Source organism: Luteibacter sp. (genome assembly GCF_035539195.1).
GTDB lineage: Bacteria > Pseudomonadota > Gammaproteobacteria > Xanthomonadales > Rhodanobacteraceae > Luteibacter.
The window spans coordinates 1-18,654 of the sequence record NZ_DATLIW010000035.1 but is presented as its reverse complement, the minus strand read 5'-3'; the positions used below and the strand labels follow the sequence as shown (position 1 = coordinate 18,654).

Genomic DNA, 18,654 nt, shown 5'->3' with positions numbered 1-18,654 from the left:
GAACGGATCGAAGCATCTGGCTCGTCACGGCCGCATGAAAATCAGTCGGTCGCCTTGCGTCCCTGCCGGAGGCGGATGTACTCGGCACTGCCGACGCAAAGCGTGAGCCAGGCGAGGCCCGTGGCATAGCCGGCCATCACGTCGCTGAAATAATGCACCTGCAGGAGGATGCGACTGATCCCGATGAGGCTGATCATGGTCACCGCGACGATGACGATAGGCCGATGAAAGCGTGCCGGGGTGAGCACCAGCAGCACATAGGCAAGCATGCCGTAGAACACCATCGAGCCCGACGCATGGCCGCTGGGGAAGCTGTAGCTCTTCTCGATGATGAAGCCGTGATCGTGCAAGGGTCGTTCGCGCTGGAACCACAGCTTGAGCAGGGTGTTGATCAGCGCGGTACCGATGAGGGTGACGATCCAGGCGCCAGCCAGCCGCGCGTGCCGTCGCCACAGCAGCGCGATGAAGACGAGCGCCGCGACGGTGCCGAGCACGGGGGGATTGCCCGTACGGGAAAGCAGGGCCACGACGTACAGCACGGGCCGGGGCATGTTCGCTTGCAGGTCGGTGGCCAGGGCGGCATCGAAGACGGTGAGGCCCGCCTGCTCGCGGACTTCCACGGCGATCACGGTGGCGATCAACAGGGCCACGACGAACACGGCGACGGCGGTGGCCGGCCGCAACAAGCTTCGCGCGTCCGGGTCCAGGCTATCGCGTCGGCGCACGGCCCTGCGCCAGCCCACATCGGCGCCCAGCAAGGCCAGGGCGAGCAAGACGGCCCAGATCGATAGGGCATGCCGGCTGATCCAATCCGCGTCCATTTCCGCTCGGTACTCGTCTCATGGCAGGATCGCCCATGTTGCCATGCCGCGCTTCCGCGGCGAGAGGGGAAAGCACACGATGAAGATCCTGCCTGCCCGCGCCGTCCTGGCGCTCGCGTTCCTTGCCGTCGGCTCGCTCGGCGCGCAGGCCGATGAGGCGCCGCTCGCGCACCGGATTGTCCGGGTCGCCCTCGACGGGGCGACCGACAAAGGTACGTCGGGACGTCTGCTCCTGTTCGCGGCACCGGCCGCCGTCGCCCGCGAAGCGGCCAAGGACGGCAAGGTGGAGGAGGTCGATACCAACCCCTTCCAGCCCAAGGCGGTCTCGGTCGCGGCGCGCGAGGTCAACTGGATCGCACCCGGCCAGTCGGTCGACCTGGACACGGATGGCGAGGCCTTCCCGACGGGATTCTCCAGCCTGCCGCCCGGCGATTACCTGGTCCAGGCCGTGCTCGACGTGGGCCACGACTACAACTACAGCGGCCGCCATGGTGGCGATCTGGTCAGCGAGGTGACGCCGGTCAAGCTCACGGCCGGCGGTGCGCTGCCCGTGCTGAAGCTCACCCGGACCGTGCCGGCCAGGGATCCGTGGCAGTTGCCGCCGACCATGCCCCAGGCGGTTCGCGACGCGCTGCCCGAGGCACGCCAACATGCCCATGCCGAAGTGCTGGAGAGCGCCGCTCTGACCGCATTCGCCGGCCACCCGCTGTCGATCCGGGCCTGGGTCGTGACGCCACCGGGTTACGACCCGAACGGCAAGACGCGTTATCCGACCGTCTTCGTCACCCATGGCTTCGGCGGCGGCTTCGACCGGTTCGCCGGCACGATCGCCTATGTCTGGACGGCGATGTCCAACAAGACCATGCCGCCGATGATCTGGGTGCTGCTCGACGAATCCGGTCCCACGGGCACGCATGAATTCGCCGATTCGGTGAACAACGGGCCCTGGGGCCAGGCGCTGACCACGGAATACATTCCGTGGCTGGAAGGTCGTTACAAGATGGACGCCAAGGTCGGCGGCCGCTTCCTCAATGGCCATTCCTCCGGCGGCTGGGCCACCCTGTGGCTGCAGACGCGCTACCCGAAGGTCTTCGGCGGCACGTGGTCCACCTCGCCCGATCCCAGCGATTTCCACGACTTCACCGGCATCGACCTGTATGCCGCTAACGCCAATGCCTACAAGCGTGCCGATGGCACGGCCTTTCCGCTGATCCGCGACAAGGGCCAGGTGATCGCCAGCTTCGACACCTTCGCCCATCTCGAACGCGTGCTTGGCGCCTACGGTGGTCAGCTGGCCTCGTTTGAATGGGTGTTCTCGCCGCGTGGCAAGGACGGCCGCCCGCAGCCGATGTTCAACCGCGACACGGGCGTCATCGACCCGGCCGTCGTGGCCTACTGGCGCGACCATTACGACATCGCCCAGCGCCTGCGCACGCACTGGCCGGAACTGAAACCGGATCTCGACGGCAAGATCCACCTGATCGTGGGCACGGCGGATACGTTCTACCTCGACGGATCTGCGAAACTTCTCAAAGACACCCTCGACGGCCTGCATGCGAAGAGCGATATCCGCTTCCTGCCGGGCAAGACACATTTCGACCTCTACATGGAGGGCGACGACCGCAACGCGATGCTGAAGAAGATCGCCTGGGAAATGTACGGCGTGGCGCGACCCGGGCAGGGGAAGGGGCCGTGACCGGCCCGACTGCGACCAAGGTGCAAGGGCGCTCGAGGCGACAGTGACATACGCTCGGCTCATGACGGCTGAAGGCAAACCGATGAGCTACGAGGAACTCTGGCGCCGCTCGGTCGACGAGCCGGAGCTGTTCTGGGCCGAGCAGGCAAGGCTGATCCACTGGGAGACGCCGCCGCAGCGCATCCTCGACGAATCGCGTCCGCCCTTCCGCCGCTGGTTCGTCGGCGGTACGACCAACCTCTGCTACAACGCGATCGATCGTCACCTCGACGAGCGCGGCGATCAACTGGCTCTCGTGGCGGTCTCTACCGAAACCGACACGACCCGCGAGATCTCCTACCGCGACCTGCATCGCGAGGTGAATACGTTCGCCGCGGTGCTGGTCGAACTGGGCGTGGGCAGGGGCGATCGTGTGGTCATCTACATGCCAAACATCGCCGAGGCGGTGTTCGCGATGCTTGCCTGCGCCCGCATCGGGGCGATCCACTCGGTGGTTTTCGGCGGGTTCGCCGCGCACAACCTCGCCTTGCGCATCGACGATGCGGAGCCGGCGTTGCTGATCTGCGCCGACGCGGGCATGCGCGGTGGCAAAGTGATTCCGTACAAACCGCTGATCGATGCCGCGCTGCGTGAAACGAAGGCTCCGCCGAAGCATGTGCTGATCGTCGATCGCGGCCTCGATCCCACCATGGACCGCCTCGCCGGTCGCGATGTCGATTACGACGATCTGCGGCGCCGACACGACGACGCCAACGTCCCGGTGGTGTGGCTCGAATCCAACGAGCCCAGCTATCTCCTATACACCTCCGGCACCACCGGCAAGCCAAAAGGTGTGCAACGCGACGTCGGTGGTTATGCGGTGGCGCTGGCGCTCTCGATGACGACGATTTTCGACCTGCATCCCGGGCAGACGATCCTGTGCACCTCGGACGTCGGTTGGGCGGTAGGCCATTCGTACAATGTGTACGGGCCACTCATCGGTGGATGCACCGCGATCCTCTACGAAGGTCTGCCGACGGCGCCCGATCCGGGCATCTGGTGGCGACTGTGCGAGAAGTATCGGGTACGGACCATGTTCTCTTCGCCGACGGCCATCCGCGTGCTGAAGAAGCAGGACGTGGCATGGTTGTCGAGATCGGACCTTTCGGCGCTGAAGTACATTTTCTGCGCGGGCGAGCCGCTCGATCAGACGACCTACGCTTGGTTGTCGACAGGAACCGGCAAGATCGTCGTCGACAACTACTGGCAGACCGAAACCGGCTGGCCGGCGGTGTCGCTGATGCCCGGACTGGACCTCAAGGCGGTCAGGCCGGGTTCGCCGGGCTTTCCGACGTTCGGCTTCCGCATGCGGGTAATCGACGAGGCGACCGGGGACGAAAAGGAGCCTGGCGAAAAGGGCGTGCTGGTGATCGAACCACCGTTGCCGCCCGGCTGCCTGAGCACCATCTGGCGCGACGACGATCGCTACGTGCGGAGCTACTTCGGGCACTTCAAGGAGTTGCTCTATAGCTCGCTGGACTGGGCGGTGCAGGACGCCGATGGATACCTGTTCATCCTTGGGCGAACCGACGATGTCATCAACGTGGCCGGCCATCGGCTGGGAACGCGTGAGATCGAGGAGTCGGTGGCCACGCTGGGGGCGGTGGCGGAGGTCGCCGTGGTCGGCATCGGCGACGAGCTGAAAGGGCAGTTGCCCGCGGTCTTCGCCACGCTCAAGCAGGGCGTGACCGACGATCCGCGCGACGTGGCCCAGGCGATGGAACGAAGGGTGGTCGAGTTGCTGGGTGGCGTTGCCCGTCCGGGCTGCGTCTATGTGGTCGCCGCACTACCGAAGACCCGTTCCGGGAAACTGCTGCGCCGGGCGATCCAGGCCCTGATGGAGGGGCTGGACCCGGGCGACCTGTCGACGCTGGACGATCCGGCGTCGCTGGAGGAGATCCGCAAGGCGATCGCACGCGGCCCACAGTGCGGTCAGGCGCGGCGACCCGCCACGTAGGAGCCGATTCATCGGCGATCGGCGCGGCAGCGCGCCCGGCCGGGGCATGGCCTGTTCTCCCGCGACGCAGCAAGGCCCAAAGGACGGTTCGCGCTAAAATGGGATTCTTTACGCGGAGAGTTCCATGGCACAGCTTCCCTCGGCCGGCGGTCGCTTCCGCGCCGCTCTCGCGGCCGAACAGCCGCTGCAGGTGATCGGCGCGATCAATGCCAATCATGCCCTGCTGGCCAAGCGCGCGGGCTTCCGTGCCATCTACCTGTCTGGCGGCGGTGTCGCCGCCGGGTCGCTGGGCCTGCCGGATCTCGGCATCAACACGCTGGACGACGTGCTCACCGATGTCCGCCGCATCACCGATGTGTGCGACCTGCCGCTGATGGTCGACATCGATACCGGTTTCGGTCCCAGCGCGTTCAATATCGCGCGCACAGTGAAGAGCCTGATCAAGTTCGGCGCCGCGGCGTGCCATATCGAGGACCAGGTCGGCGCCAAGCGCTGCGGTCACCGCCCGGGCAAGGAAATCGTCACCACGGAAGAAATGGCCGATCGGGTCAAGGCCGCCGCCGACGCGAAGACCGACCCGGACTTCTTCCTCATCGCCCGTACCGACGCCATCGCCGTGCTCGGCGTGGACGCCGCGATCGAACGTGCCATCGCCTGCCAGCAGGCCGGTGCCGACGCCATCTTCGCCGAGGCCGCCTACGATCTGCCGACCTACAAGCGCTTCGTCGACGCGCTGGACGTACCGGTGCTCGCCAACATCACCGAGTTCGGCCAGACCCCGCTGTTCAGCACCGAAGAACTCGGCAGCGTCGGCGTGGGCATCGTGCTTTACCCGCTTTCCGCGTTCCGCGCCATGAACAAGGCCGCCGAGAACGTCTACACCGCCATCCGCCGCGATGGTCACCAGCGCAACGTCATCGAGTCGATGCAGACGCGCGAAGAGTTGTACGACCGCATCGGCTATCACGACTACGAGCGTCACCTCGACGCTCTGTTTTCCAAGAAGGGTTAAGGAGAGTCACGCATGAGCGACACCACCACCACTACCCAGCCGAAGGCAAAGAAGTCCGTCGCCCTTTCCGGCGTCGCGGCGGGCAACACCGCGCTATGCACGGTCGGCCGTAGCGGCAACGACCTGCATTACCGTGGCTACGACATTCACGACCTCGCCGCCAAGGGCTCCTTCGAGGAGGTCGCTTATCTGCTCGTCCACGGCGTCCTGCCGAACTGGATGGAGCTCAACGCCTATCGCGCCAAGCTGAAGCGCCTGCGTGGCTTGCCGGCACCGGTGAAGTCCGCGCTGGAGCTGCTGCCCGCCGCGACGCATCCGATGGACGTGATGCGTACGGGCGCCTCGGTGCTGGGCACCGTGCTGCCTGAGAAGGAAGACCACAACCTCACCGGTGCGCGCGATATCGCCGACCGCCTGATGGCCAGCTTCGGTTCGATGCTGCTGTACTGGTACCACTTCAGCCACAACGGCAAGCGCATCGAGACGGAGACGGAAGACGAATCGATCGCGGCGCACTTCCTGCACCTGCTGCACGGCCGCAAGCCGAGCGACCTGCACTCGCATGCGCTCGATCGCTCGCTGGTGCTCTATGCCGAGCACGAGTTCAACGCCAGTACGTTCACCGCTCGCGTCATCGCCGGTACCGGTTCGGACATGTACTCGGCGATCACCGGTGCGATCGGTGCGCTGCGTGGGCCCAAGCATGGTGGTGCGAACGAGGTCGCGATGGAAATCATCGCGCGCTACCGCGATGCCGCGGAGGCCGAGGCCGATATCCGCGCACGTGTCGAGCGCAAGGAGATCATCATCGGCTTCGGTCACCCGGTGTATACCGTGTCCGATCCGCGCAACGAGATCATCAAGGAGATCGCGCGCAAGCTCTGCATCGACGGCGGCAATCCGCGCCTGTTCGAAGTGTCGGAGAAGATCGAAAAGCTGATGTGGGAACTGAAGAAGATGTTCCCGAACCTCGACTGGTACTCGGCCTCCGCGTATCACATGATGGGCGTGCCGACGGCGATGTTCACGCCGCTGTTCGTCATCGCGCGCACATCGGGCTGGAGCGCACACGTGATCGAGCAGCGTCAGGACGGCAAGATCATCCGGCCGAGCGCGAACTATACGGGGCCGGAAGACCAGGCCTACGTTCCGATCGAAAAGCGCTAAGAAGGACGTGTAGGTGCCGATTCATCGGTGAAAAGCCAACGGAGCGGTGACGCTCGGAGGCCCATCGCCGATGAATCGGCTCCCACATGGAGCAACGGGTGGCGCTCGCCCATCGCCGATGAATCGGCTCCCACATGGAGCTAACGGCGGGTGATCGTGCGGCTTGCTGTGGGAGCCGCTTCAGCGGCGATGGGCACCCGCCAAAGCGTTACAAAGCAGCCGCCAGGCGCGTCGCCTTATCGATCGCCCGCTTGGCATCGAGTTCCGCCGCGACGTCCGCCCCACCCACCAGCCGGACATCCATGCCGCGCGCGACAAGCGCATCGTGCAGCGTCCGGTTCGGCTCCTGGCCGGCACAGACGACGACGTTGTCGACATCGAGCACTTGCGCCTGGCCGTCGATGGTGACATGCAGCCCGGCGTCGTCGATGCGGTCGTAACCCACGCCGCCGACCATCGTCACTTTCTTGTTCTTCAGCGTCGCGCGATGCACCCAGCCGGAGGTCTTGTTGAGCCGGGCGCCGGGGCGTCCCGACGTGCGCTGCAACAGCCAGATCTGTCGCTCGGATTTTTCCGGCTGAGCGGGCATGAGTCCGCCCGGCGTGGCCATGGTCATGTCGACACCCCATTCCCTGGTCCAGCGCACGATGTCCGTGCTGGGGGAGGGCGCCGCTTCGCTGAGGAATTCGGCCACGTCGAAGCCGATGCCACCGGCGCCGATGATCGCGACCTTGTGGCCGACGGCGGCGTGGCCTTGCAACACGTCGAGATACGAGAGCACCTTGGGATGGTCGGCGCCGGGAAGATCGAGCGCGCGGGGAAGCACGCCCGTGGCGAGGATCACCGTATCGAAGCCGCCGCTGGCCAGCGAGTCGACCGTGGCATCGGTGCCGAGGCGGCGCTCGACGCCCGTTTCGTCGAGACGATGGCTGAAATAGCGCAGCGTCTCGCTGAATTCTTCCTTGCCCGGGATGCGCTTGGCCATGTTGAACTGACCGCCGATCTCGCTGGCACGGTCGAACAGGACGACCGAGTGGCCGCGTTCGGCCAGGGTCGTCGCCGCAGCGAGGCCGGCAGGGCCCGCACCGACCACGGCGACGCGCTTGCTCGTCACCGCTGGTGTCATGGTGAGCTCGGTCTCGTGGCAGGCGCGCGGATTGACCAGGCACGATGCACGACGGTTCTCGAAGACGTGGTCGAGGCAAGCCTGATTGCAGGCGATACAGGTGTTGATCGCCGCGGGGCGGCTGGCTTTCGCCTTGTTCACCCATTCCGGATCGGCGAGTAGTGGACGCGCCATGGAAACCATGTCCGCATCGCCATGGGCGAGGATGCGTTCGGCCACGTCCGGCATGTTGATGCGGTTGGTGGTGACCAGGGGGATGCCGACTTCACCCTTCATGCGCCGGGTCACCCAGCTGAAGGCGCCGCGCGGCACGCTGGTGACGATGGTCGGGATACGCGCCTCGTGCCAGCCGATACCGGTGTTGATGATCGTGGCTCCCGCCGCCTCGATCGCCTTGCCGAGCGTGACGATATCGCCCCAGGGCTGTGCGTCGTCGACCAGATCCAGCATGGACAGCCGATAGATGATGATGAAGTCCTTGCCCACCGCCTCGCGCATGCGACGGACGATTTCGATCGGGAAGCGCATGCGGTTCTCGGCCGAGCCACCCCAGCGATCCGTGCGCTTGTTGGTGCGCGGGGTGAGGAACTGGTTGATCAGGTAGCCCTCCGAGCCCATTACCTCGACGCCGTCGTAGCCTGCCTCGCGCGCCAGCCTGGCACTGCGCACGAAGGCATCGATGCTGCGCTCGACGCCGCCGGCGGACAGCGCCCGTGGCGTGAAGGGAGTGATCGGTGACTTGATCTTCGATGGCGCTACCGAGAACGGCTGGTAGGCGTAGCGTCCGGCATGGAGGATCTGCATGCAGATCTTGCCGCCTTCCGCATGCACCGCACGCGTGACCTTGCGATGACGACCGACGTGCCAGGGCCGCGACATGGTGCCGGACATCGGCTTCAGCCAGCCCTGGAGGTTCGGCGCGATGCCCCCGGTGACGATGAGGCCGACACCCCCACGAGCCCGCTCCGCGAAGAAGGCGGCGAGCTTGTCGTAGTCGGCCGCCTTGTCCTCCAGGCCGGTATGCATGGATCCCATGAGCACGCGATTGCGCAGCGTGGTGAAACCGAGGTCGAGCGGGGCGAGGAGGTGCGGATAGGACACGGCGGGATCCGGGTTCAAACGATCGTTCGAATGATCCTCGTAACCGCGGTCCGGAGCAAGGGCGACAGCACCAACCGGGCTGCGGAGCAGTGGCGTTACGGCGTGTATCAGGCGCTTTACAAAACGAACCGGCCGTTCAGCGTGCGAACGCCGGCAAATCCGCATGGGACCGGGGTCTCGCAGCAGGCGCGACAGCGGGCACGCTATTTGCTCTCTTCTATGACCCGGAACGTTGGCAGGGCGTCCGGTCTTCCCGCAGAAACAGGGGTTTCGCGTCGCTCACAGGAGACTTTCCCATGCGTAAGACACTTATCGCCACGGCGATCTGCCTCGCTATCGGATTCGCTTTGCCGGCCATGGCCGACGACACCCAGACAGGTGGAGCAGGACCGTCCGCACAGCGTAAGTCGACAGCCATTCAATACACGGACAACTCGACCTACACAGATAGCTCGACGCATTCCAATCCAACCACCAACACCACATCCAGTTCGTTCAATACGACCAATGCGATCGCCAATGGCGTGTTGAACGGAACGGTCAGCGGTGTCACTACCTCCGGCAACGGCAACGTCGCCTCGAACTGGGGCAACGCCAGTGGCGGCAAAGGCGGAACGGGCGGCGACGGATACGGTGCCAAAGGGTCTGGCGGCAAAGGCGGATCCGGCGGTGATGGCGGCAACGCACGTGCTCGTGGCGCTGTCGGTGGCGACGGCTCCTCCGACAGCGGCAGCGCCGGCTCCCTGACCGCATCGTCCGGTGGCGGCGCCCACGGCAACGGCGGCGGTGCCTCGGGCGATGGTGGTAGCGCAAGGTCGCGTGGTGCCGGTGGCGGCGCTCCCACGGGTGGCGCTTCGGCCAGCACGGGCGGCGCAAGCGCCAGCACCGGCGGCGCCGGTACGTCGGGCGATGCGACCGCGACGGCGACCGGTGGCACCGGTACCGGTGGTGCGGGTGGCGAAGCCCTGGCATCGGGCGGCGCAGGCGGTGCGGGTGCGGCCGGCGGCGATGGCACGGGCGGCGCGGGCAATGGTGCCAGCGGCGGTGCCGGCGGCGCAGGCGGCACGAACAACGTCAACGCAGGTTCGTTCGACATGTCCAACAGCATGGGTAGCGCGGGCGCCGCGGCCGCAGGCATCAGCAACTTCGCGCAGAACAGCGGCGCGGCGTCGTTGATCCAGCAGGGCGTGAACGTCCAGGCCAACCTGAGCGTGGGTTCGGCTCCGTAACGCAAGCCAGACGAAAGCGACCGGAACCACGGAGCGCCTCGCGCGCTCCGTGGATATCCGGAAGGAACGAACGTCCTTGCGGGAGAACACCCATGCCGAATCACCGGATCCACCGTACGCGTGTCGCGCTGGCCGCGATCGTCGCCGCCTGCGTGAGCACGGCCGCGTACGCCACGCCCCCTGGGCAGGAACCGCCCCCGCCGTCGTTCGGCGCGGCGACCCCGTCCGAGCAGTTGCAGGACATGAGCGGCGGTACCAACACCACCAACAACATCAACAACCAGACCGTCAACGGCACGATGACCAACACCGACGCGAAGGATAATTTCAGCGGGAGCAATATCGTCTCCGGCAGCGCGTTCGGGAGCTCCGCCGGCCTGCCGACGGTGATCCAGAACTCCGGCAACAACGTGCTCATCCAGAACGCGACGATCGTCAACATCAGGATGAACCAGTGAGGACTGCCTGCGCCATCGCGCTGCTTCTCGCGCTTGCCGCCACCCCGGCGATCGCGATGACGGCGGAGGTGCAGACCAGTCCGGGTACCTCGTACCCGATGCACCTGACGAGCCTGAAAGAAGCGCGCTTCCGCAACACCATCCGGCAAAAATACGACTTCAGCTGCGGATCCGCGGCGGTGGCCACGCTGCTCACGTACCAGTATGGCTATCCGATCGACGAACAGGCGGCGTTCGACGTGATGTACACCAATGGCGATCGCGCCAAGATCGGCAAGGAAGGTTTTTCCCTTCTCGATATCAAGCGCTTCCTCGCCTCGCGCGGATTCGACGCCGATGGCTTCGACGTGCCGCTGGAGAAGCTCGATGACGAAGGTATTCCCGCCATCGTGTTGATCAACGAACGTGGCTACCACCATTTCGTGGTGATCAAGGGCTACAAGAATGGCCGTGTGCTGGTCGGCGACCCTGCACGCGGCACCCGTTCGATGTCGAAGCGCCGGTTCGATGCGATGTGGAACAACCACGTCGTCTTCGTCATCCACAATGAGCGAGACCGCGCCATCTTCAACAGTCCGCGCGACTGGGCGGTTGCTCCCGCGGCACCGATCACCGAAGGCATCGAGCGTAACGGGCTCGGGCCGATCGTCATGCCCAAGCGCGGACCGGGGGACATATGAAAACCCGCCCCATCCTCTTGGCCGCCGTGTTCGCCAGCGGTGCCTGTGCCGTCACGCAAGCGGCCGACTTCCCGGTCAATCACGCCCTACCCGACGCCCAGTTGGACACGATTCGCGGCGGATACGATCTGGGCGACAACCTGCGCGCGTCGTTCGCCCTGGAACGCACGGTGCTGATCAACGGCATGGAAGCGATGCGAACCACCATCTCGGTCCCCGACATTGCCAACATCACCGCCCAGCAAGCGGCGCAGCTTCAGAGTGCGTTGCAGACCACGGTGATCAATGTGGGCGACAACCGTGTCGACGCCGCCGCGCTGACGCCGGGCAATGCGGCCCAGGCCAGCGCAACGGCGCAGTCCGCGGCGTCGGTGCCCGCCGTGAGCGCGGCGGTGCAGGCGCCCACCGCGGCAACGGCGTCGGTCAACTTGCCCGCCTCGATCACACCGGGTCTCGTCATCCAGAACTCGCTAGACAACCAGGCCATTACGGCCACCACCACGATCGACGCATCGGTGAATACGGCACGCATGCTGCAGAACATGCGGGTGGCGGAGTCCGTCAACGATGCGGTGATCCAATTCCGGGGGAATTGAGCATGTATCGCAACGGCAGGGTGATGCAGGCAAGAACCTGTGCGGGTGCGCTCGCGCTGGCGACGCTTCCGATGTGGATTGGCGCGTGCCTGGCCCAGGAGGCCAGTGCGAGCAGCAGCGCGGCGGTCGATCCCGCGCTGCGCGAGAAGATCGAAGCGCAGGGCCGACGTATCGATGCCATGCGCAGCAAGATGGCCGAACAACTCGCCGAACTCGAGCAGATGAAGCGCGAGCTCGCGTCGCAGGAGGTGCAGTACAACGACCTGCGCAAGGCCATTGGCATGAATGCGCTGGAAGACGCCCGTGGCGGCTCCGCCGCGGTGGCCGGCACGCAATCCGCACCGACACTGCAGGATGACCAGCAGGGCGCGCCTGCGCAGCCCTCGCAGCCTGTGGTGGCGACGCGGCCGGTCGGCAGGCGCCCCGCGGAGGACGATCGGCCGCCGGAGGTGGCGCCGATCTTCGACCAGCCCGGCGTGCTCACGCCCAAGGGCAAGCTGATCATCGAGCCGTCCTACCAGTACGGCTATTCGTCGAGCGATCGGGTAGCCCTTGTCGGGTATACGGTCATCCCGGCCATCCTGATCGGTCTGATCGACGTGCGCCAGGTGAAGACGACGACCCAGACGGGTGCGCTGGCCTTCCGCTATGGCCTGACCAATCGCATGGAACTGGAAATCCGCGTTCCGTACGTCGACAACCATACCGACACCATCAGCCGCGAGATATTCACCGGCACCGCACAGGACAACCTCTTCACCACCAGCGGCAAGGGCATCGGCGATGTCGAGGCGACATTGCGCTACCAGCTCAACGACGGCGGTGCGGATAAGCCGTATTACGTCGGCTGGTTCCGCGCGAAGTCACGCACCGGGCGCGATCCGTTCGAAGTCACCAGTGATTGCGTCACCCGTTGTGTCGAGAACTTCACCGGCACGGGCCTGCCACTGCAGAGCCCCACGGGCACCGGTTTCTATTCGGCGCAGGCAGGCGTCACCTGGTTGTACCCGTCCGATCCCGTCGTGTTCTTCGGCAACTTCAGCTACCTGCACAATTTCGAACGAAAGAATGTAAGTCGTAACGTATTGCTCGCCGGCAAGCAGTTCCTCGGCAATATCAAGGCGGGCGACATCGCCGATATCAGCATCGGCATGGGTCTTTCGCTCAACGAGAAAGCGTCTATCAGTATCGGATACGACCAGGCATTCGTCGGTCGCACGCAGCAGAACGGCAAGGCGCTGCCGGGCTCCGCCCGTGCGACGCTGGGTTCGTTGTTGATCGGCGGTTCGTATCGCTACAGCGAGAAAGAAACCCTGAACGTAACGCTAGGCGTTGGTGTCACCCGCGATACGCCGGATACGACGATTACCGTGCGCGTCCCGATCACGCTCTGACGCAGACAACTTGTTCACTCTCCTGAACGCGTTTCAAACACGCGAGAGTTCCCGTGCACGCGTTGCACACATCCCTGTTCGTTAATCTTTCGCTGGGGGTTCGATCAAAAACAAAGACATTGGCAGGGAGTTTCAGACACATGCGCAACCGTCATCATCGTTTCGGCAAGGCCACCGCGGGCCTCGCCATCGCCACACTCGCTGTCTTCGGTGCCGCTGCGCATGCGCAGGACAGCAATAAGAAGTCCCAGTCGCCCGCACTCGACAACATCAGCCTGTGGGTCGGTGGTTACTACACCAACAACGACACCAACATCGGCGGGAAGACCAACTTCCTGAACACCAAGGGCAATGTGAACCTCGAGAAGGATCTCGACTTCAAGAAGCACAAGGCCGTGCCGCGCGTGCGTCTCGACTTCCTGATCGGCGAACACCAGGGTTTCAGCTTCGACTACTACGAAGTGAATCGTTCGCACTCGAGGACGCTCCAGGAAAACATCGACTTTCTCGGTCAGCCCATCGACGCCACCGCGGAAGCGCGTGGCAACCTGAAGTTCACCTTCGGTAGCGCGGCCTACAAGTGGTGGTTCGGTACGGGCGACGACGTGTTCGGCCTCGGCCTGGGTGCGGCCTATTACAAGGTTCACGCCAGCGTTTACGGCAGCGCGTCCATCGACGGCGAAAGCGTCGCCTCGGGCGCGAGCGCGAACGAGAGCGCATGGGCACCGAACCTGCAGATCGGCTGGCGCCATTCGTTCAACGAGCAGTGGCGCATGTACTTCAACGCCTCGGGCGTGAAGAAGAACGGTGGCCAGCTCAACGGCCACATCTACGACGCCGCATTGGGCCTGGAGTATTTCCCCTGGCAGAACGTGGGTATCGGTGCGGAGTACGCGTACACCAAGATCAAGCTCAACCAGGACAAGCGTCAGTACAACCTCGACCTCGACATGAAGCTCAACGGTCCGGCTGCCTACATTCGCTTCCGTTTCTGATCGTCTGGTTGGCGAACGGTCTCGTGCCGTTCGCCTCGCCAGGGGGAATCCGCAGGCCGCCTTCGGGCGGCCTGTTTTTTATTCGGTTGGCTGCTGGGCCGGCGGCGTTGTCGCCTCATGCTCGCGCTGCCGGGGCCTCGCGGTTCTCGACCTGCGGTGTTCCGCTCCGTACCTTTTCGCCGATGAATCGGCTCCCACAGACGAACTGGTCTCCCAGACGAACTGCTCTCACATACGAGCTGCTCTCACAGACGAGCTGCTCTCACAGACGAGTTGCTCCCAGAGAGGGGCTGCTCCCAGAGACGGGCTGCTTTCACAGATGGGCTGCTCTCACAGATGGGCTGCTCTCACAGACGAGTTGCTCCCACATGGGCTGCGGGCTTGCGGATTGGGCTGTCGGACTCACTGGCCGCTGAGGTGCGAAAGAGCCTTCCCCCGCTGCGCCAGGCGCGCACGCCACCAGCCGCCGGCGCAGATGCCGATGACGAGGATGGCGTCGAGGGTCCACGGGGCCCAGGGATTGGCTTCGAACCATGAGGCGACCAGCGGGTCGTGGGCGATCATGCGGGCGGCGGTCCAGGCGACGGCTGCGGCGCCGATGTAGATCACGACGGGGAAGCGCTCGATCAGTTTCAGGATGAGGGTCGAGCCCCAGACGACCAGCGGCACGCTGATCGCGAGGCCGAGGACGACCAGCCCCATGTGGCCCTTGGCGGCGCCGGCGATCGCCAGGACGTTGTCCAGGCCCATCAGCGCATCGGCGATGACGATCGTGCGGATCGCCGCCCAGAAGCCTGCGGCGGGCGTAATGGCGGGGTCGTGCTCGTCGTGCTTGAGCAGCTTCCAGGCGATGGGAACGAGCAGCGCGCCGCCGATCAACATCAGCCCGGGAAGCTTGAGCAGCCAGATCACCGCAAAGGTCAGCACGATGCGTAGCGCGACGGCGCCGAAGGTGCCCCAGAACACCGCTTTCTTTTGCAGCTCGCGAGGCAGGTTGCGCGCGGCCAGGGCGATCACGATGGCGTTGTCGCCGGCGAGCACCAGGTCGAGCAGGATGATGGCTGCCAGTCCGGAGAAGAATTCGGGAGTGAGGAAATCCATGAAGCGGGTCCTTCGCGCGTTGTGAGATCGAATGCGGCGGCGACGGGCACGCGCACCCGTCGTCACCACAAAAGTCTCGTTCCCGGCGCGATGCCGCCGCGACGCCCGGGACGCGTGTGGCGTCCGTACTGACGATCGTCGCGCACGAGGCCGGCAGGCCCCGCGGAACTACTCCCTCTTGGGCGGTAGTGGTCGGCATTGTGGGGGTTGGGATGCACCGCGGCAAGACATACCCGGGGGGCGACCGGCTAAAATCGCCGGTTTCCCACCCTCCACGAGTGAAGTCCATGAGCGCACACGACATCCGTTCCGCCACGCGTCCCGACCCGGACCAGCCGCTGGTGGACATCGCCAACTACGTGGCCGATTACCAGATCGACTCGAAGGAGGCGTACGACACCGCGCGCTACATGCTCCTTGACTCGCTGGCCTGCTCGGCCCTGGCGATGAAGTTCCCGGATTGCGTCAAGCACCTCGGCCCCCTGGTCCCGGGCGCGGTCATGACCGGGGGCGCCCGCGTGCCGTTCACCTCGCACGAACTGGACCCGGTGCAGGCCGCCTTCGCCATCGGCACCCAGATCCGTTACCTCGACTTCAACGACACCTGGCTGGCCGCCGAGTGGGGCCATCCGTCGGATAACCTGGGCGCGATCCTCGCCGTCGCCGACTACCTGTCGCGCAAGGCGGACAAGGAAGGTGGCAAGCCGCTCACCGTCCGCGACGTCCTCGGCTACGCCATCAAGGCCCACGAGATCCAGGGCTGCTATGCGCTGAAGAACAGCTTCAACCGCGTCGGCCAGGACCACGTGATCCTCGTCCGCCTGGCCTCCACGGCGGTGACCACCGCCATGCTCGGCGGCGGCAAGGAGCAGATCACCACGGCCGTTTCGCACAGCTGGATCGACAACGGTGCGCTGCGTACCTACCGCCACGCTCCGAACACCGGTCCGCGCAAGAGCTGGGCCGCGGGCGACGCCTGCCGCCGTGCCGTCACCCACGCGATCAACGCGGTCTACCGCAACGTGGTCGGCTACCCGTCCGCCCTGACGGCCAAGACCTGGGGCTTTTATGACGTGGCCTTCAAGGGCAACGCCTTCGAATTCGAGCGTCCGTTCGGCAGCTACGTGATGGAGAACGTGCTGTTCAAGATCAGCTTCCCGGCCGAGTTCCATGCCCAGACGGCGGTGGAATGCGCCATGGCGCTGCATGCCCAGGTCGCCGATCGCATCGACCAGATCGAGAAGATCGTCATCGAGACCCAGGAAGCCGGCGTCCGCATCATCGACAAGACCGGGCCCCTGGCCAACTACGCCGACCGCGACCACTGCATCCAGTACATGGTCGCCGTTCCGCTGATTTTCGGTCGCCTGACGGCAGACGACTACAACGACGCCGTCGCCGCGGATCCGCGTATCGACGCCCTCCGCGACAAAATGACCGTCGTGGAGAATCCGCAATTCACCAAGGATTACTTCGACCCGGAAAAGCGCTACATCGGCAATTCGGTCCAGGTTTTCTTCAAGGATGGGTCGAAAACCGAAAAGGTCTCGATCGATTTCCCCATCGGCCACCGCAATCGCCGTGCCGAAGGCATCCCCGTCCTGCTCAGGAAGTTCGAGGCCGCCCTCCGCGCAGAGTGGCCTGCGGAGCGGGTCGAGAAGGTTCTTGCGGTCACTTCCTTGCCGGAAAAGCTCGACGCCATGCCCATTCACGAGTTCATGACACTCTTCACGGCTTGATAATGGCCGTGACTCAAGTATGAACGGCGGTTTTTAGCACGTGTTCAATTGTTTGATTTTTGCTAAACTGCCGCCGCCCGTTGAAGGGGTTTAAAGCGAGGGACGGCCGAAGTCCCCGGATTCGATAAGAGTTTCTACGCGCGATTTCCGTCTGGGGTGGAGCGCGGACGCGAATACCAATAATGAGGAGACACCGATGAAACGTAAGGGCTTGTTTTTGCTGATTGGCTTGGCCCTGGGCGGCGTGGGTGCCGTTCACGCGCAGGAATCCGCAGACACCGCGGGTAACGGCTATGACGGCCGCTGGTACATCGCCCCGACGGTTGGCGGTTACTACAACGACACCGACCGCAACACGAATGCGCGTCAGGTCTACTACGGTCTGGGCGTTGGTAAGTTCATTTCCAGCAACGCGTCGATCGACATCTTCGCTGATCGCACCAAGCGCGATAACGATGGCAATGGCCATTGGTCGAACAACAGCTACGGCGTTGCCGCCCGCTTCTACGCTGGTGCGTGGGACAGCTGGCGTCCGTACCTGCTCGCCGGTGTGATGGGTTCGTACCACCACAACCCGTCGGATAAGGGCTGGTCCCCGGCTGCCGAGCTCGGCGTCGGCGTGTCCAAGACCATCACCGACAGCTCCGACTTCCGCGTCGAAGCCGGCTACCGCTACGACTGGGACGACAAGACCATCCCGTCCAACAACGGTTACGGCGACTGGTTCCTCGGCTTCTCGATCGTCTCGCGCTTTGGCGAGCCGCCGGCAGCTCCGGCTCCGGTTGCCGCTGCAGCCCCGGCCGCTCCGGATTGCTCCACCCTCGACAGCGATGGCGATGGCGTGAACGATTGCGACGACAAGTGCCCGGGTACGCCGGCTGGCACGATCGTCGGTCCGGATGGTTGCCCGCAGAAGGTCGTCATCGACCTGCGCGGCGTCAACTTCAAGTTCGACCGTCCGAAGAAGGGCGAGACGAACATCGGTCCGTCCCTGCAGGAGCCGACCAGCGAATCGCTGGGCGTCCTCGACCAGGCTGTCGACACGCTGCAGCGTTACCCGACCGTCAAGGTCACGGTTGCCGGTTACACGGATAGCGTCGGTAAGGACGCTTACAACCAGGGTCTGTCCGAGCGTCGCGCCAAGATCGTGTTCGAGTACCTGACGGCTCACGGCATCGGTGCCGACCGTCTGGAAGGCCCGATCGGTCATGGTAAGAACAACCCGATCGACACGAACGACACGGCCGAAGGCCGCGCTCGTAACCGTCGTACGGAACTGCAGGTTCAGCAGTAATCCGTTAAAGATCGGTAGTTACAGAAAGGAGCCCGGCGAAAGCCGGGCTTTTTTTTTTGGGTTCATCGCGGCATTCCGGGGACGCCGAGGGCATATCGCGGCGAGCGCGGACGTGGCGGCGCAGAGCCTTCGGTGCCCACCCTCGCTGCTCAGACAGGTCCTCCGCGTTTCGTACCGGAAAGGCCGCTGCGCGGCCCATGTTCTTATTGGCCTACGGCCGCTCCACTTGTGCGGAACTCGCCTCGAGGG

Annotated in this window: 15 protein-coding genes; 12 read left to right on the top strand and 3 right to left on the bottom strand. The window is 64.8% G+C overall.

The features are described from left to right. Nucleotides 1-41: 41 nt before the first annotated feature. Entirely contained in the window at nt 42-821 is a 780-nt protein-coding gene (locus VM621_RS13765) for a phosphatase PAP2 family protein (protein ID WP_325469542.1), read from the bottom strand. Between the two features lie 79 nt (nt 822-900). On the opposite strand from VM621_RS13765, the gene VM621_RS13760 reads away from it, so the two are divergent. From VM621_RS13760 to prpC, 4 genes are all read left to right on the top strand, one after another. Continuing rightward, a complete protein-coding gene (locus VM621_RS13760) occupies nt 901-2,517 on the top strand; it encodes an alpha/beta hydrolase (RefSeq protein ID WP_325469541.1) in 1,617 nt (538 codons plus the stop codon). Nucleotides 2,518-2,599: 82 nt separating this feature from the next. Further along, nucleotides 2,600-4,513 (top strand): propionate--CoA ligase, encoded by a 1,914-nt coding sequence (gene prpE / locus VM621_RS13755; protein ID WP_325469540.1) that lies wholly within the window; start codon nt 2,600-2,602, stop codon nt 4,511-4,513. 124 nt (nt 4,514-4,637) lie between these two features. Next, nucleotides 4,638-5,525 (top strand): methylisocitrate lyase, encoded by an 888-nt coding sequence (gene prpB / locus VM621_RS13750; RefSeq protein ID WP_325469539.1) that lies wholly within the window; start codon nt 4,638-4,640, stop codon nt 5,523-5,525. Between the two features lie 12 nt (nt 5,526-5,537). Next, a complete protein-coding gene (gene prpC / locus VM621_RS13745; RefSeq protein WP_325469538.1) occupies nt 5,538-6,692 on the top strand; it encodes a bifunctional 2-methylcitrate synthase/citrate synthase in 1,155 nt (384 codons plus the stop codon). Between the two features lie 208 nt (nt 6,693-6,900). Here prpC and VM621_RS13740 read toward each other — a convergent pair whose 3' ends face one another. Next, the gene (locus tag VM621_RS13740; RefSeq protein WP_414674535.1) at nt 6,901-8,937 is read right to left on the bottom strand and encodes an FAD-dependent oxidoreductase; all 2,037 of its coding nucleotides are present in this window, start codon (nt 8,935-8,937) and stop codon (nt 6,901-6,903) included. 278 nt (nt 8,938-9,215) lie between these two features. Between VM621_RS13740 and VM621_RS13735 the strand changes: the two genes are divergently transcribed. From VM621_RS13735 to VM621_RS13710, 6 genes are all read left to right on the top strand, one after another. Then, nucleotides 9,216-10,148, top strand: coding sequence for a hypothetical protein (locus tag VM621_RS13735; RefSeq protein ID WP_325469536.1), 933 nt, complete (start codon nt 9,216-9,218; stop codon nt 10,146-10,148). Between the two features lie 92 nt (nt 10,149-10,240). Then, a complete protein-coding gene (locus tag VM621_RS13730) occupies nt 10,241-10,606 on the top strand; it encodes a hypothetical protein (protein WP_325469535.1) in 366 nt (121 codons plus the stop codon). Beyond that, nucleotides 10,603-11,286 (top strand): C39 family peptidase, encoded by a 684-nt coding sequence (locus VM621_RS13725; RefSeq protein ID WP_325469534.1) that lies wholly within the window; start codon nt 10,603-10,605, stop codon nt 11,284-11,286. Before VM621_RS13730 ends, VM621_RS13725 begins: the two co-directional genes overlap by 4 nt. After that, nucleotides 11,283-11,882 (top strand): hypothetical protein, encoded by a 600-nt coding sequence (locus tag VM621_RS13720; RefSeq protein ID WP_325469533.1) that lies wholly within the window; start codon nt 11,283-11,285, stop codon nt 11,880-11,882. The genes VM621_RS13725 and VM621_RS13720 overlap by 4 nt, the downstream gene beginning before the upstream one ends. 2 nt (nt 11,883-11,884) lie before the next feature. After that, nucleotides 11,885-13,276, top strand: coding sequence for an acetate kinase (locus tag VM621_RS13715; RefSeq protein WP_325469532.1), 1,392 nt, complete (start codon nt 11,885-11,887; stop codon nt 13,274-13,276). 140 nt (nt 13,277-13,416) lie between these two features. Next, complete coding sequence (locus tag VM621_RS13710; protein ID WP_325469531.1) at nt 13,417-14,271, top strand: hypothetical protein; 855 nt, start codon at nt 13,417-13,419, stop codon at nt 14,269-14,271. 402 nt (nt 14,272-14,673) lie between these two features. Here the strand turns inward: VM621_RS13710 and VM621_RS13705 are convergent, their stop codons facing one another. After that, nucleotides 14,674-15,372 (bottom strand): TerC family protein, encoded by a 699-nt coding sequence (locus tag VM621_RS13705; protein ID WP_325469530.1) that lies wholly within the window; start codon nt 15,370-15,372, stop codon nt 14,674-14,676. Between the two features lie 287 nt (nt 15,373-15,659). On the opposite strand from VM621_RS13705, the gene VM621_RS13700 reads away from it, so the two are divergent. Both VM621_RS13700 and VM621_RS13695 read left to right on the top strand, forming a co-directional pair. Then, nucleotides 15,660-17,111 (top strand): bifunctional 2-methylcitrate dehydratase/aconitate hydratase, encoded by a 1,452-nt coding sequence (locus VM621_RS13700; RefSeq protein ID WP_325469529.1) that lies wholly within the window; start codon nt 15,660-15,662, stop codon nt 17,109-17,111. Between the two features lie 196 nt (nt 17,112-17,307). Next, a complete protein-coding gene (locus VM621_RS13695; RefSeq protein WP_325469528.1) occupies nt 17,308-18,405 on the top strand; it encodes an OmpA family protein in 1,098 nt (365 codons plus the stop codon). Nucleotides 18,406-18,654 lie beyond the last annotated feature (249 nt).

Coding starts and splice junctions, on each gene's coding strand:
- VM621_RS13765 (WP_325469542.1), bottom strand. CDS start 821: ATGGACGCGGATTGGATCAGCCGGCATGCCCTATCGATCTGGGCCGTC.
- VM621_RS13760 (WP_325469541.1), top strand. CDS start 901: ATGAAGATCCTGCCTGCCCGCGCCGTCCTGGCGCTCGCGTTCCTTGCC.
- prpE (WP_325469540.1), top strand. CDS start 2,600: ATGAGCTACGAGGAACTCTGGCGCCGCTCGGTCGACGAGCCGGAGCTG.
- prpB (WP_325469539.1), top strand. CDS start 4,638: ATGGCACAGCTTCCCTCGGCCGGCGGTCGCTTCCGCGCCGCTCTCGCG.
- prpC (WP_325469538.1), top strand. CDS start 5,538: ATGAGCGACACCACCACCACTACCCAGCCGAAGGCAAAGAAGTCCGTC.
- VM621_RS13735 (WP_325469536.1), top strand. CDS start 9,216: ATGCGTAAGACACTTATCGCCACGGCGATCTGCCTCGCTATCGGATTC.
- VM621_RS13730 (WP_325469535.1), top strand. CDS start 10,241: ATGCCGAATCACCGGATCCACCGTACGCGTGTCGCGCTGGCCGCGATC.
- VM621_RS13720 (WP_325469533.1), top strand. CDS start 11,283: ATGAAAACCCGCCCCATCCTCTTGGCCGCCGTGTTCGCCAGCGGTGCC.
- VM621_RS13715 (WP_325469532.1), top strand. CDS start 11,885: ATGTATCGCAACGGCAGGGTGATGCAGGCAAGAACCTGTGCGGGTGCG.
- VM621_RS13710 (WP_325469531.1), top strand. CDS start 13,417: ATGCGCAACCGTCATCATCGTTTCGGCAAGGCCACCGCGGGCCTCGCC.
- VM621_RS13705 (WP_325469530.1), bottom strand. CDS start 15,372: ATGGATTTCCTCACTCCCGAATTCTTCTCCGGACTGGCAGCCATCATC.
- VM621_RS13700 (WP_325469529.1), top strand. CDS start 15,660: ATGAGCGCACACGACATCCGTTCCGCCACGCGTCCCGACCCGGACCAG.
- VM621_RS13695 (WP_325469528.1), top strand. CDS start 17,308: ATGAAACGTAAGGGCTTGTTTTTGCTGATTGGCTTGGCCCTGGGCGGC.